The sequence below is a fragment of the Acidovorax temperans genome (assembly GCF_028596105.1).
Taxonomy (GTDB): domain Bacteria; phylum Pseudomonadota; class Gammaproteobacteria; order Burkholderiales; family Burkholderiaceae_C; genus Acidovorax; species Acidovorax temperans.
The window spans coordinates 625,868-638,754 of sequence record NZ_CP117193.1 but is presented as its reverse complement, the minus strand read 5'-3'; the positions used below and the strand labels follow the sequence as shown (position 1 = coordinate 638,754).

The following is a 12,887-nucleotide window of genomic DNA, read 5'->3' as shown; positions in this document are numbered from 1 at the left end:
AGTGGAAGGCGTGCGGGATCGCAGGGAACTGAAAGGAACATCGCGTTATGGACCGCATCATCTACACCACCATGACAGGTGCCAACGCCGCTGCCCACCGGCAGTCGGTGCTGGTCAACAACCTGGCCAATGCGTCCACCAACGGCTTTCGGGCAGAGATGTCCACCTTCCGCTCGGTGCCGATGCAGGGCGACGGCTCCACCACCCGCGTGTTCGCGCTGGAAGCCACGTCGGGTTACCTCAACACCGCTGGCCCGGCCAAGACCAGCGGGCGCAGCCTGGACGCCATGGCCATGGGCAATGCCTGGTTTGCCGTGCAGGGGCTCGATGGCCTGGAGGCCTACACCCGTGCGGGCTCCTTCAACGTCTCGGCCGCCGGTCAGCTGGTCACGCCTTCGGGCCTGCCTGTGCTGTCTGACGGTGGCGCACCCATCGACATTCCCCAGGGCGCCGAAGTGACCCTGGGTGCCGATGGCACCATCACCGCCAAGGCCGCAGGCCAGCCGCCCGCTGCGGTGGGGCGGCTCAAGCTGGCTTCTCCCACGGCGGAAGACCCGCTCAAGCGCGGCGACGATGGGCTTTTTCGTACCGCATCGGGCGACCCCATGCCCAACGATGCAGCAGCCCGCATGCTCAGCGGCGCGCTGGAAGGCTCCAACGTGAACCCGGTGGAGAGCATGGTCGGCATGATCGCAGCCTCCCGCCAGTTCGAACAACAGATGCGGCTTCTGCAAACGGCCGAAACCAACGACAAATCAGCCGCCCAGCTGCTCAGCCTCAACGGCTGACCGCCGGCCCCACGCCCACGCTGAACCGCCTTCAAGGAAAACGCCATGTTCACCGCTCTCTACACCGCCAAGTCCGGCATGACCGTGCAGCAGACCAAAATCGATCTGCATTCGCACAACCTGTCCAACGTCTCCACCACCGGCTTCAAGCGCAACTTTGCCAACGTGGAAGACCTGGCCTACCAGAACTACCGCCAGGTGGGCGCTGCCGCCACCGAGCAAAACCAGCTGCCCACCGGGCTGCACATGGGCCTGGGCGCGCGCACGGTGTCGATTGGCCGCAACTTCGAGCAGGGCAGCCTGCAAGAGTCAAAGAACAGTCTGGACGTGGCCATCAACGGCAACGGCTTCTTTGAAGTGACCATGCCCGACGGCACCATCGGCTACACCCGCGATGGCTCCTTCAAGGTGGACGCCCAGGGCCGCCTGGTCACCTCGGGTGGCTTGCCCGTGGCCAACGGCATCACCATTCCGCCCAACGCCACCAACATCAGCATCAGCAACGACGGCGCGGTGAGCGCCACCGTGCCGGGCAACACCCAGCCCCAGCCTCTGGGCAACCTGGCCATGTCGGGCTTTGTGAATGCGGGCGGCCTGGAGCCCATCGGGCAGAACCTGTTCAAGGAATCTGCAGCCTCGGGCCAGCCCCAGCAGGGCACGCCTGGCACCAACGGGCTGGGCATCATCAAGCAAGGCTTTCTGGAGTCTTCCAACGTGAACGTGGTGGAAGAGCTGGTGAACATGATCCAGACGCAGCGCGCCTACGAGATGAATTCCAAGGCCATCTCCACCACCGACCAGATGCTGGCCAAGCTGAGCCAGCTCTGAGCCCGCGCCGCCTGAAGAAAGCCTGCCATGAACCGCACCGCATTCACCCTGATGGCCCTCAGCACCCAGGGCACCGCACGCAGAACGCTGGCCGTCAGCGCCAGCATCGCCCTGGTGGCCCTGACCACCGGCTGCGCCAGCATGTCGCCACCGCCCCCGGTGGATCTCTTGCCCACCGCCCCGCCGCAGCTCACCATCGCCCCCCGCGCTGCGCCTGCGCCCGCCACCGGCAGCCTGTACAGCGCAGCCAGCTACCGCCCTTCGTTCGAAGACCGGCGCGCGCGGCTGGTGGGTGATCTGGTGACCATCCAGATCGTGGAAACCGTGACCGCCAAGCAGGCTTCATCGTCCACAGTAGACCGCAACTCCGAAGTCAGCGGCGGTGTCAAGGCCTTGCCGTTCGCCAAGGCCACCCTCACCGACAAGCTCAGCCTGGGCGCCAGCTCGGGCAATACCTTCTCGGGCAAGGGCGGCACGGAAAGCGCCAACACCTTCCAGGGCTCCATCACCGCCACCGTGATCGACGTGCTGCCCAACGGGCACCTGGTGGTGGCGGGCGAAAAGCAGATTGGCGTAAACCAGAACGTGGACGTGCTGCGGTTCTCCGGCACCATCGACCCGCGCGCAATGCAGCCGGGCAGCGTCATCAATTCCACCCAGGTGGCCAATGTGCGCGTGGAATCGCGTGGCCGGGGCGCACAAAGCGAAGCCCAGGCCATGGGCTGGCTGGGCCGCTTCTTCAACAAGGTCACACCGTTCTGAACGGGGCCTGCTTCGGTCTCCTCGCGCGCTGACGTGGCCGGCATGAAGGCTCAGCGGCCGCGTGCGGCACACCATGGTGGTCGCGCGCCCCGCTGGCACCTGCCCCACCAATCACTCATATTTTGATAGCTGCCCGCGCTTGATACATAAGCGCCAGGTGGCATTTTTATTGAAATTCTCCGCGCAGGGCATGCGCTGGGCGCGTGCCAGCAGCGCAGCGCCATCCGAGGCAATAGACCGGTGAACCGGCTTCTTTTTGGGTTTTAGTTCTTGCCATGGCCGACCACAATGGAAGCCATGAAAGCCTCGTCTCACTCCGTTTGGTCGCGCAGCCTGCGCGCACTCTGGCTCTTGCTGGCCGCAGTGCTGGCGGCGGCATCACCTGCAGCGCACGCATTGCGCATCAAGGAAGTGGCGGCCGTGCAAGGCGTGCGCAGCAACCAGCTCACCGGCTATGGCCTGGTGGTGGGGCTGGACGGCACAGGCGACCAGACCACGCAGATGCCCTACACCACGCAGGCCATGTCCAACTACCTGCAGCAAATGGGCATCACCCTGCCGCCGGGCACGGCCTCGCAGTTGCAGCTCAAGAACGTTGCCGCAGTCATCGTCACCGCCCAACTGCCCGCGTTTGCGCAGCCGGGGCAGATGCTGGACGTGAACGTCTCTTCCATGGGCAACTCCAAGTCGCTCAAGGGCGGCACCCTCATCACCACGCCGCTGCGCGGTGCCGATGGCGAGGTCTACGCACTGGCCCAGGGCAACCTGGTGGTGGGTGGCGCCGGGGCGGCGGCGGGCGGCAGCAAGGTGCAGATCAACCACCTCGCGGCTGGCCGCATTCCGCAGGGCGCACAGGTGGAGCGCACCGTGCCCACGCCACTGCATGACAGCGACACCATCAACCTGGGCCTGAACGCGTCAGACTTCCAGACCGCCCGCAAGGTGGCCCAGGCCATCAACGCCAAGCTGGGCAACGGCCTGGCCACGGCCATTGACGGCCGCACCGTGCAGGTGCGCGCACCGCAGGACCCCGGCGCCCGCGTCGGCTTCATTGCCGACCTGGAAGAGCTGCCCCTGGAAAACAGCGTGCCCACGGCCAAGGTGGTCATCAACGCCCGCACCGGCTCCATCGTGCTCAACCAGGCCGTCACGCTGGGCTCGTGCGCCATTGCGCACGGCAACTTGTCCATCACCATCAGTTCCACCCCGGTCATCAGCCAGCCCAATCCGCTGTCGCAGGGGCAAACGGTGGTCACGCAAAAGAGCGACATCACCATCAACCAGGAGCCCGGCACCATCATCCAGATGCCGCCCTCGGCCCAACTGGCCGATGTGGTGCGTGCTCTGAACCAGCTGGGCGCCACGCCGCAGGACCTGCTGGCCATCTTGCAGGCCATCAAGGCCGCTGGCGCACTGAACGCGGAGCTGGAGGTGATCTGACATGGCCCTGACCCTGCCCTCGTCCGCCCCCAGCAGCGCCCGCCAGGCGCTGGCGGTGGACACGCGCTCGCTCAACAACCTCAAGCTGGAAGCGGGGCAAAACAGCCCCGATGCGGCCAAGGAAGCCGCAAAGCAGTTCGAGTCGCTGTTCATGCGCGAGCTGATCAAGAGCATGCGCGAAGCCACCATGAAGTCGGGCCTGCTCGACAGCGCCGGGGGTGACCTGGGCACCGACATGCTGGACCAGCAACTGTCGGTGCAGATGTCTGGGCAGCCTGGGGGCTTGTCGGAGGCGATTGCACGGCAACTCTCGCGCCAGATGGGTGTGGCAGAGCCCACCTTCTCGGTGCCTTCCACGCTGAGCCTGCCGCAAGTCACGGGCCGCGCTGGCGTGGCCACCAAGGGGGCAGTCAGCCCCATCAACACCACCACGCCCGCCCCCAAGGGGCGCGACGATTTTGTGCAGCACCTGAGCAGCACGGCCGAAGCCGTGGCCAAGGAAAGCGGCATTCCCGCCAGCTTCATGCTGGGCCAGGCGGGCCACGAAACCGGCTGGGGCCGCAGCGAAATCCGCAACAAGGACGGCTCCACCTCGTTCAACCTGTTCGGCATCAAGGCGGGCAAGGGCTGGACGGGCAAGGTGGCCGAGGTCACCACCACCGAATACATCAACGGCGTGCCCCGCAAGGTGGTGGCCAAGTTCCGCGCCTACGACTCTTACGAAGATTCGTTCCGCGACTACGCCCGGCTCATCACCGACAACCCCCGCTACGAAAAAGCCCAGGCCACGGCCCGCACTGGCTCTGCCGTGGCCTATGCCGCCGAACTGCAGAAGGCGGGCTACGCCACAGACCCCGAATACGCCAGAAAACTCAGCGGTGCCATCCAGAGCGCACTGCGGGCCCAGAAGGCGCAAGCATGATGGAAGCGGTGTAAATCATGGGACTGCTCAACGTCGGCGCTCGCGCCCTGATGGCCAACCAGGTGGCCTTGCAGACGGCAGGCAACAACATTGCCAACGTCAACACCCCCGGGTATTCGCGCCAGACCGTGGCACTGCAAACCGTGCAGGGGCAATTCTCGGGCGCGGGCTACATCGGGCAAGGGGTGGATGTGCGCACCATCTTGCGCAACCAGAGCGAATTGCTCACCCGCCAGGCCGCAGCGGCGGGATCAGTGAGCGCAGGTGATACGGTGCGCGCGCAGCGGCTGAGCCAGCTGCAGGAGATCTTCAGCGGCGGCCCCACGGGGTTGGGCGCCGCCATCAACGACATGATGAACGCGTTCTCGGACGTGGTGGCTGCCCCCACCGACCTGTCGGCGCGCACCCTGGTGCTCACCCGCATGGACGAAACCGCATCGCGCATGCGCACCTCGGCCGACCGCATCAACGAGATCCAGTACACGGTGACCGAGGAGCTGAAGAACAGCGCCAACACCGTCAACAGCCTGGCCAAGCAGATGGCCGCGATCAACGAGCAGATTGCACGCGCCACAGGCAACGGGCAAACCCCCAACGACCTGCTGGACCAGCGCGAGCAGGTCATCCGCGAAATCAACCAGTATGTGCAAACCACGCAGATACCGGCGGATGACGGAACCATTGGCCTGTTCGTCGGCGGAAGCCAGCCCCTGGTGCTGGGCACCACGGCCACCGAGGTGGCGGTGGGCGACTCGGGCACGTTCCCGTCCAGCGGGCAGGTCAAGCTGCTCTTCACCCGCCCAGGCTCTCCAAAGATTGAGCTGGACGAAAACATGCTCGGGGGCGGCAGCATCTCGGGCCTGCTCCGGTTCAACAACACCGATCTGGCCGAAGGGCGCAACCTGCTGGGCCGCATGGCGCTGGCCATCGGTACCACCCTGAACTACCAGCAGACGCTGGGGCTGACGCTGGACGGCGTGGCCGGCAAACCCCTGTTTGCCACCACCCCCAGCGTGCCGGGCCTGACACTGGGCACCGCCGTGGGCTCCATCAGCTTCACGAACTCCGCCAGTTTTTCGCCTACCGAGTTTGCAGCGTCGGACTACGAAGTGCGCTTTGATGCCACCGGCGTGGGCGGGCAGGTGGTGCGGCTTTCGGACGGCGAGACCACGCCGTTCACCAACATCGCCACACTGGCCACCACGCAGATCGACGGGCTGACTTTCAACTTCACCGCCACGGGCACTGCGAACGAGCGCGTGCTGTTCAAGCCCTTCGGTACGGCGGCCAGCGACATGAAGGCGCTGGTGTATTCGCCCCGCGATCTGGCGGTAGCCAATCCGATCAATGCCGCCATGGGCACGTCCAACAGCGGCACGCTGCAACTGGCCGGGCTGCAGGCCACGGGCATCACCTGGAATGGCGGTACGGGCCAGGCGGTCAACTCGGGCATCGGCGGTCTGTCGATGCCGCCCAGCCCGGTGCCCCCCGCTACCACCGGTGGTGGCGTGGTGCTCACCTTCAATGCCAGCGGGCAATTCACGCTCAGTGGCAACGCCAATCCGCCCATCGACATGGCGGCCAACCCGCCCCAGTTGCTGGCTGGGCCGCCGTACGCCTACACCTCGGGGCAATCCATCCACATCGATGGCTGGTCGATCAACCTCAAGGGCAGCCCCAAGGCGGGTGACACCGTCACCATCGGCAACGCAAAAGACGCCCAGTACGGCGACAACTACACCCGCAACGCCGGCAACGCCACAGCGCTGATGAACCTGCGCGATGTGAAGATGTTCGACGAATCTACCCTCAGTGACGGCTACGCCAGCGCCATGGCCCAGGTGGGCACGCGCACGCAGAGCGCGCTGTTTGCCTCCGATCTGTCAAAGTCGATTGCGGTGAACCTGGAAAACGATCGCACGGCGGTGTCGGGCGTGAACCTGGACGAAGAAGCCGCCAAGCTGCTGCAGTACCAGCAGGCCTACCAGGCATCGGCCAAGATGCTGCAAATTGCGCAGAGTGTCTTTGACACGCTGATCCAGAACCTGGGCCGATGAGGCCGCCTCTGATGCACTCCGAAGGAGTCTGACATGAGCAATACGATCTTCCGCGTTGGCACGGCCAACATGTATGACAACGCCATCCGCAACGTATCGGCGCGGCAGACCTCGCTCGTCAACCTGCAGGAGAACCTCACCTCGGGCAAGCGGGTAGTGCGTGCCAGCGACGACCCCGTGTCGGCCGCCCAGGCCGAACGCGCACTGACCCGCATCAGCCGCATCCAGACCGAGCAGCGCGCCCTGGAAAACCAGCGCAACGCGATTGCCCAGGCGGAATCCACCATGGGCGACGCCATCAGCCTGGTGCAGGAAGCCCGCCAGCTCATGGTGAATGCTGGCAACGGCGCGCTCAGCAGCAGCGAGCGCGCCACCATCGCCAACCAGTTGCAAAGCCTGCGCGACCAACTCACCGCCGTGGCCAACCGCACCGACACCAACGGCATCCCGCTGCTGGGGGCACTGGGCAGCGCGCAGTCGCCTTTTATGGGGCCGCTCAATGGCATACCGGACTATAAGTTTGCAGGACAGGCAGGCCAAACGGCCAGTGATGGCGTCACGCTGCCCAACACGCTGGACGGTGACTCTGCCTTCATGTTCGATGCCGAGCGCGACGGCAGCTTCCACGCCGAAATCACGCCGGGCCCCAGCACCGTCATCGTGCCTGGCCCCCCCCCATCCAGCGTGCCCGCCATGGGCCAGCCCAACCGTGCGTTGACCACATCGGCCATCACCGTGGCTGAAGGCACCAACTTCAACAAGAACCCCGTCACGGGGCTGGCCTACACCTACAGCGTAAGCTTTTCAACCGTCACGCTCGACCCCGCCACCAACACCCTGTCTGCCACCTACAACGTCACCAGCACCGACCCCGCCTTCGTGCCCCCGGCGCAACAAACGCTCACCCCGATCAAGATCGGCGAGAAAGGCGAATTCAACATCAACGGCCTGCCGCCAGGGATGTCGATGAAAGTCACGACGCTGCCCACCAAAGCGGTGGACGGCACCATCACGCCCTCGCCCGCCAACGGCGACACCATCAAAATTTCGCCCCAGGCCAGTGTGTTCAGCGTGATCGACAAAGCCATTGCCGAGATCAAGGCGGCCCCCAACTCCAACGTGGCGGCCCAGGCCATCAGTCAGGCGCTGGCAAATGTCGATATCGGGCTGGAGCGCATGAGCAACATCCGCAGCTACGCGGGCGAGCTGCTCAACCGCGCAGACCGTATCACCGGCGACCAGGAAAAGCGCTCCGTGCAGCTCGAATCCGACCGTTCGCGGGCCGAGGATCTGGATATGATCAAAGGCATTTCGGACTTCCAGAACCAGCAGACGGGCTACCAGGCCGCGCTGCAGGCCTATGCGTCGGTTCAGAAGCTTTCGCTGTTCAACTACATCGGCTAGCGTCCCGTCCCGCGCAGCGCGCTGGGCCCCAGGTGCCAGCCACACCGCCTGAGAGCACATGGTCCAATCCGTCCTAGGCAGTCTGATTCTCGGCTACCGCCCCTTGTGGAACCGCGCCCGCAAGCTGGCTGGCGTGCAGCTGTATGTGCACAACGAGTCCTCCCTGCTGGTAGACGCAGGCCACCTGCTGCGCACACTGGCAGAGTTGTGGTCGGCCAGTTCCCCGCCGCTGCTGATCTCGCCCCAAACGCACCAGCTGCTCTCCAGCCTGCTGGAAAGCGCGCCGCGCGGCAGCCCGTGGATTGAAGTGCGCGGCGACTGGCTGAACGATTCGACCATCTTCAATCAGGTGCGCGCAGCCCATCGGCGGGGGCTCAAGCTGGTGTGGCGTGGCGAGATTGCCAACCTGCCACCCGCCGAAGTGGCGCGCTGCTTTGACAACAGCCTGCTCACCCTGCGCGCCGAAGACGCGATTGCCGCTCTGCAGCGCGGACCACAACAGCCCGGCGCCCCCAAGCTACCACCACGCAACATCAGCCCCATCCTGGCAGGGCAGATGTACGAGAACGTGGCCAGCCGTGCCCTGATGGAGCACTGCCTGGACAACAACGCGCTGGCGCTGGCCGGCTGGCCCACGGAAGACGTGCTCTACAGCATGCGGCACACGCCGCAGCAGCCGTCACACGCGGTCATTCACCGGCTGATGAAGGCCATCGACAACGAGCAGTCGCTGGAGACGTTTGAAGACATCATGAGCGAGGACCCGATCCTGTCCTACCGCTTCATGATCTACACCAACTCGGCAGCCCTGGGCCTGCGCACCGGCATCGACTCTCTGCGCCGGGGCATGGTGATGATGGGGTACGAGTCCATCAAGCGCTGGCTGTCGGACCAGCTGCCCCACTCCAGCACCGAGCCCAACATGCAGCCCATCCGCGAGTCCATGGTGATGCGTGCGCGCCTGACCACACTGCTGCTCAACCCCGGCGTGGAAAACGAACTGCGGCGCGAAATTTACCTGTGCGCACTGCTGTCGCAAATGGATGAACTGCTGCGCGAGCCCCTGGGCACCATCCTGCGCCGCATCCCTCTGTCGGAACGCATTTACGACGCCACGGTGCTGCACACCGGCCCGTACGCACCCAGCCTGCAAATGGCCTGCGCGCTGGAAAACGACGATGCCAGCGTGATCCGCCGCCTGTGCGAAGAGCACGAGATGGACCTGGAGGAGGTCAACCGCGCACTGCTGCGGGTGCTGTCCGATCTGGAAGTGGAACGCCCGGCCCCTCCCCGTTGAGGGGTGTGCCCCAGGCTGATCTGCACCGATCTGCCCGCAGCCCGCACCCACTACTCCAGCACACCCGGCTGGGTGACGAGATAGCGCTGCAAGGCCGCAATGGCCTGCCGCACCTTGGCAGGCTGCGCATCCCGCTGGGGCGTCACAGCCCAGATATCCAGGGTGCCCATGGTCCACTGCGGCAACAGCCGCACCAGGCGGCCTGATGCCAGCGCGTCCTGCACATCCAGGCTGCCCATCAGCGCCACACCCAGGCCTGCCTCGCACATCTGCTGGATGGACAACTGGTTGTTGCTCACAATGCGCGGCTCCACCCGCAGGCTGCGGGCCGCGCCCTCGGGGCCCCTCAGGTCCAGCAGCAGGCCCGCCCCTTCGCGTGCAAAGCCCAGCCAGCCATGGGCCAGCAGGGCATCTGGCGTTTCGGGGTTGCCATGCCGGTCCAGATACCCGGGCGAGGCGCACAGCCACCATTCCAGCGCCCCCAGCCTGCGTGCCGCCCAGGTCGAATCGGCCAGGCGGCCAAAGCGCACCGCCAGGTCCACCCGGGCGTTGATGAGATCAATGGGAGCATCGTCCACCAGCAACCGCAGCCGCAACGAGGGGTATTGCGCCAGCATCGCGCCCAGAGCCGGGGAGACATGCCGCGCAAAGCCCACGGTGGCCGACATGCGCAGCTCGCCACTGGGCGCATCGCGCGCGGCCGCCAGCTCGGCCCGCGCCTGCTCGGCTGCCGCGCACATGGCTGCGCACTGGGCGTGATAACGCTGGCCTGCTTCGGTCAAAGCCAGTTTGCGGGTGGAGCGGTGCAGCAGCGTCACGCCCCCTTCCCGCTCCAGTTGCCGCACCTGCTGGCTGACCGCTGACGGGCTCATGCCCAGCACCCGGCCCGCGCCCGTCATCGAACCATGCTGCACCACGCTGGCAAACACCGCCATCCGCTTGAGATCGTCCAACACATCCTCCTGCCGCAGTGAGCCTGTTCAAAGGCTTGATTTTGAAGCAGCGCTTCAAAGACAAAGCATTTTTAACCCTCTACCGCAAGCGCAGCATCAAAAATAAGCTTGCAGCATCTTCATTGTTTGCAGGAACACGCCATGCACATCGCACTGATTGGCGCCACCGGCTTTGTAGGCACCGCATTGTTGAATGAACTGCTGCAACGCGGCCACCGCGTGACGGCCCTGGCCCGCGACCCGGCCAAGCTTCCTTTGCGCGAGGGCCTGACCGTGGTGCAGGCAAACGCAACAGACGCCGCGCAGGTGGCCCAGGCCGTCCGGGGGGTGGACGCGGTGGCCAGCGCCTACAACCCAGGCTGGACGCATCCCGACCTGCACGACGAATTTCTGCGGGGCAGCCGCGCCATCACGGCGGGCGTCAAGGCCGCTGGCGTTCAGCGCCTGCTGGTGGTGGGCGGCGCAGGCAGCCTGTATGTGGCGCCAGGCGTGCAGCTGGTGGACACCCCCCAGTTCCCGGCCGAATGGAAAAACGGCGCACTGGCCGCCCGCGAACCGCTGAACCTGCTGCGCCAGGAATCCACCCTGCAATGGACCTTCCTCTCACCCGCCATCCTGCTGGAGCCCGGCGAGCGCACGGGCCACTACCGCCTGGGCACGGAATCCCCCCTGATGAACGGCGACCAGCCCGGCAAGATCAGCGTGGCTGATCTGGCAGTGGCCATCGTGGACGAGCTGGAGGCTCCACGCCACCTGCAGCAGCGCTTCACCGTGGCGTATTGATGCTTGAATTGCTACGCTATTGATAGCTGCTTGCGCTTATAAATAAAGCGCTGCAAGGGTGTTTTGTTCAAAAAAACCGCACCTGGGTGGCGAGAAAGCCTACAAAAGGCACCGAGGCGACGGCCATCCGCGCGCCAAGCGCCTGTTTCGCGGCTCTGCGCTCAGCCGCTCACTTCATCGCTGCCACCACCTGCTGGAAGATTTGCCAGAAGGCCGCTTCCTGCGTGGTGGCAAAGTTGATGCGCATAAGCGTGCTGGGTTTGCGCTCGGCATGGAACAGCGCGCCGGGGGCCAGCAAGTAGCCCTCGTCCAGCATGCGCTGGGCCAGGGCATCAGTGTCCACGCCCGTATCGACCCAGCCGAACAGGCCCACCGGCTCTGCCGCAAAAGTGCAGCCGGCTTGCAGCGCCAGCTTGACGCTGCGTGACCGGGCGGCATCCAGCCGGGTACGGATGCGCTCGGCATGGCGGCGCAGCTGCCCTTGCTCAATGCACAGGGCCAAGGCTTTTTCCAGCAAGGCAGGGGTGGTGAGAGTGGCCAGCAGCTTGGTGTCGAGCAGGGGCTCCACCAGATTCGGCGGGGCCGCCAGGTAACCAATGCGCCAGTTGGGGGCAAGAATCTTCGCGAACCCGCTCACATAGATGGTGCGCTGCAGACCATCGAGCGCCGTGAGGCGCGTGGCGTGCTCTGGCGCGATGTGGCTGTAGGTGTCGTCCTCCACCACGTGGAAGTTGTGCTGGTTGGCCAACTGCAGCACGCGGTGGGCGCTGCCCGGGCTGAGGCAGTAGCCCGTGGGGTTGTGGAACACGCTCACGCTCACGTACAGCTTGGGCTGGTGCACTTCGCAGTAGCGTGCCATCACCTCCAGGTCTGGCCCGTCAGCGCGACGCGGCACGGGCAGGATGCGCATACCGAGGGCCGCCAGCCGCGCAAACTCCACCGCCCAGCCAGGCTCCTCCACCATCACCGGGTCACCAGGGCGCAGCAGGGTGCGGCTCACGATGTCGAGCGCGTGGGTGGCCCCCACGGTGGTGATGATGTGCTCGGGCACCGTGTGCACATTGAGGGTGGAGAGTTTTTTGGCCAGCAGGCGGCGCAGGTGCGCATCGCCCAGCGGCTCGCCGTACTGCAGCGAAAAATCTTGCAGGCTGCGCGAGTTGGTGACCTTGCGCACCGCAGCAGGCATGAAGGTGGACTCCAGCCACTCGGACGGAAACACGCCCATGCCGGGCTGCGGCTTGTCGCTGATCTTGTGGAACATGCCGCGGATGAGCGCCGTGGCGTTGACGGGCGACACGCCCCGCCCCGCGCGCCCGGCGGCGCGCGCCGCAAACCAGTGGGCGGTGCTCCAGTTGGGGGCTGCGTTTTCCAGGGTCGGGTCCGCGGTGCGGGCATCGGCCCCGGCGGCGGTGTCCGCGCCGCCGCTGTCGCGCACGAAGAAGCCCCGGTTCTTGCGGGCCTCCACCAGCCCCAGCGCCAGCAGCTGGTCATAGGCCGCCACCACGGTGGACGGGCTCACGCCGTTTTGCTGAGCGCACTGGCGCACCGACGGCAGGCGTGCGCCCGGGGCCAGCAGCCGATTGCGGATGCGCTCGGCAAAGCGCTCCGACAACTGCTCGGTCAGCGACTGGGTGGACGACTTCATCAACATGG

At 65.7% G+C, this 12,887-nt stretch carries 12 protein-coding genes; 10 read left to right on the top strand and 2 right to left on the bottom strand.

Annotated elements, in window-relative coordinates; translation table 11 throughout:
• The first annotated feature begins 47 nt into the window (after positions 1-47).
• From PQV96_RS02970 to PQV96_RS02935, 8 genes are all read left to right on the top strand, one after another.
• Positions 48-788, top strand: coding sequence for a flagellar basal body rod protein FlgF (locus PQV96_RS02970; RefSeq protein ID WP_273624512.1), 741 nt, complete (start codon positions 48-50; stop codon positions 786-788).
• A gap of 45 nt (positions 789-833) precedes the next feature.
• Positions 834-1,616 (top strand): flagellar basal-body rod protein FlgG, encoded by a 783-nt coding sequence (gene flgG, locus PQV96_RS02965; protein WP_066692915.1) that lies wholly within the window; start codon positions 834-836, stop codon positions 1,614-1,616.
• Between the two features lie 51 nt (positions 1,617-1,667).
• Complete coding sequence (locus PQV96_RS02960) at positions 1,668-2,378, top strand: flagellar basal body L-ring protein FlgH (protein WP_207373452.1); 711 nt, start codon at positions 1,668-1,670, stop codon at positions 2,376-2,378.
• A 288-nt stretch (positions 2,379-2,666) separates the two neighbouring features.
• The gene (locus PQV96_RS02955) at positions 2,667-3,818 is read left to right on the top strand and encodes a flagellar basal body P-ring protein FlgI (protein WP_066692912.1); all 1,152 of its coding nucleotides are present in this window, start codon (positions 2,667-2,669) and stop codon (positions 3,816-3,818) included.
• A 1-nt stretch (position 3,819) separates the two neighbouring features.
• Positions 3,820-4,740: a flagellar assembly peptidoglycan hydrolase FlgJ gene (gene flgJ, locus PQV96_RS02950; protein ID WP_273624511.1), complete on the top strand. Its 921-nt coding sequence runs from the start codon at positions 3,820-3,822 to the stop codon at positions 4,738-4,740.
• 17 nt (positions 4,741-4,757) lie between these two features.
• A complete protein-coding gene (gene flgK, locus PQV96_RS02945; protein ID WP_273624510.1) occupies positions 4,758-6,797 on the top strand; it encodes a flagellar hook-associated protein FlgK in 2,040 nt (679 codons plus the stop codon).
• A 33-nt stretch (positions 6,798-6,830) separates the two neighbouring features.
• Positions 6,831-8,201 (top strand): flagellar hook-associated protein FlgL, encoded by a 1,371-nt coding sequence (gene flgL, locus PQV96_RS02940; RefSeq protein WP_066695819.1) that lies wholly within the window; start codon positions 6,831-6,833, stop codon positions 8,199-8,201.
• A gap of 58 nt (positions 8,202-8,259) precedes the next feature.
• Positions 8,260-9,498 (top strand): HDOD domain-containing protein, encoded by a 1,239-nt coding sequence (locus PQV96_RS02935; protein WP_273624509.1) that lies wholly within the window; start codon positions 8,260-8,262, stop codon positions 9,496-9,498.
• 50 nt (positions 9,499-9,548) lie between these two features.
• Here the strand turns inward: PQV96_RS02935 and PQV96_RS02930 are convergent, their stop codons facing one another.
• Complete coding sequence (locus PQV96_RS02930; RefSeq protein WP_273624508.1) at positions 9,549-10,451, bottom strand: LysR family transcriptional regulator; 903 nt, start codon at positions 10,449-10,451, stop codon at positions 9,549-9,551.
• Positions 10,452-10,468: 17 nt separating this feature from the next.
• Here PQV96_RS02930 and PQV96_RS02925 point away from each other — a divergent pair, with 17 nt between their 5' ends.
• Positions 10,469-10,648, top strand: a complete 180-nt coding sequence (locus PQV96_RS02925; RefSeq protein ID WP_273624507.1) for a hypothetical protein — start codon at positions 10,469-10,471, stop codon at positions 10,646-10,648.
• Positions 10,593-11,234, top strand: coding sequence for an NAD(P)-dependent oxidoreductase (locus PQV96_RS02920; protein ID WP_273624506.1), 642 nt, complete (start codon positions 10,593-10,595; stop codon positions 11,232-11,234). The genes PQV96_RS02925 and PQV96_RS02920 overlap by 56 nt, the downstream gene beginning before the upstream one ends.
• 169 nt (positions 11,235-11,403) lie before the next feature.
• Here PQV96_RS02920 and PQV96_RS02915 read toward each other — a convergent pair whose 3' ends face one another.
• Entirely contained in the window at positions 11,404-12,885 is a 1,482-nt protein-coding gene (locus PQV96_RS02915; RefSeq protein ID WP_066693186.1) for an aminotransferase-like domain-containing protein, read from the bottom strand.
• Between the last annotated feature and the right edge of the window lie 2 nt (positions 12,886-12,887).

What these genes read in the sequence shown, in the direction of transcription:
- flgJ (WP_273624511.1), top strand. Translation starts at nt 3,820, where the DNA reads ATGGCCCTGACCCTGCCCTCGTCCGCCCCCAGCAGCGCCCGCCAGGCG.
- PQV96_RS02935 (WP_273624509.1), top strand. Translation starts at nt 8,260, where the DNA reads ATGGTCCAATCCGTCCTAGGCAGTCTGATTCTCGGCTACCGCCCCTTG.
- PQV96_RS02970 (WP_273624512.1), top strand. Translation starts at nt 48, where the DNA reads ATGGACCGCATCATCTACACCACCATGACAGGTGCCAACGCCGCTGCC.
- PQV96_RS02955 (WP_066692912.1), top strand. Translation starts at nt 2,667, where the DNA reads ATGGAAGCCATGAAAGCCTCGTCTCACTCCGTTTGGTCGCGCAGCCTG.
- flgL (WP_066695819.1), top strand. Translation starts at nt 6,831, where the DNA reads ATGAGCAATACGATCTTCCGCGTTGGCACGGCCAACATGTATGACAAC.
- PQV96_RS02915 (WP_066693186.1), bottom strand. Translation starts at nt 12,885, where the DNA reads ATGTTGATGAAGTCGTCCACCCAGTCGCTGACCGAGCAGTTGTCGGAG.
- PQV96_RS02960 (WP_207373452.1), top strand. Translation starts at nt 1,668, where the DNA reads ATGGCCCTCAGCACCCAGGGCACCGCACGCAGAACGCTGGCCGTCAGC.
- flgG (WP_066692915.1), top strand. Translation starts at nt 834, where the DNA reads ATGTTCACCGCTCTCTACACCGCCAAGTCCGGCATGACCGTGCAGCAG.
- PQV96_RS02920 (WP_273624506.1), top strand. Translation starts at nt 10,593, where the DNA reads ATGCACATCGCACTGATTGGCGCCACCGGCTTTGTAGGCACCGCATTG.
- flgK (WP_273624510.1), top strand. Translation starts at nt 4,758, where the DNA reads ATGGGACTGCTCAACGTCGGCGCTCGCGCCCTGATGGCCAACCAGGTG.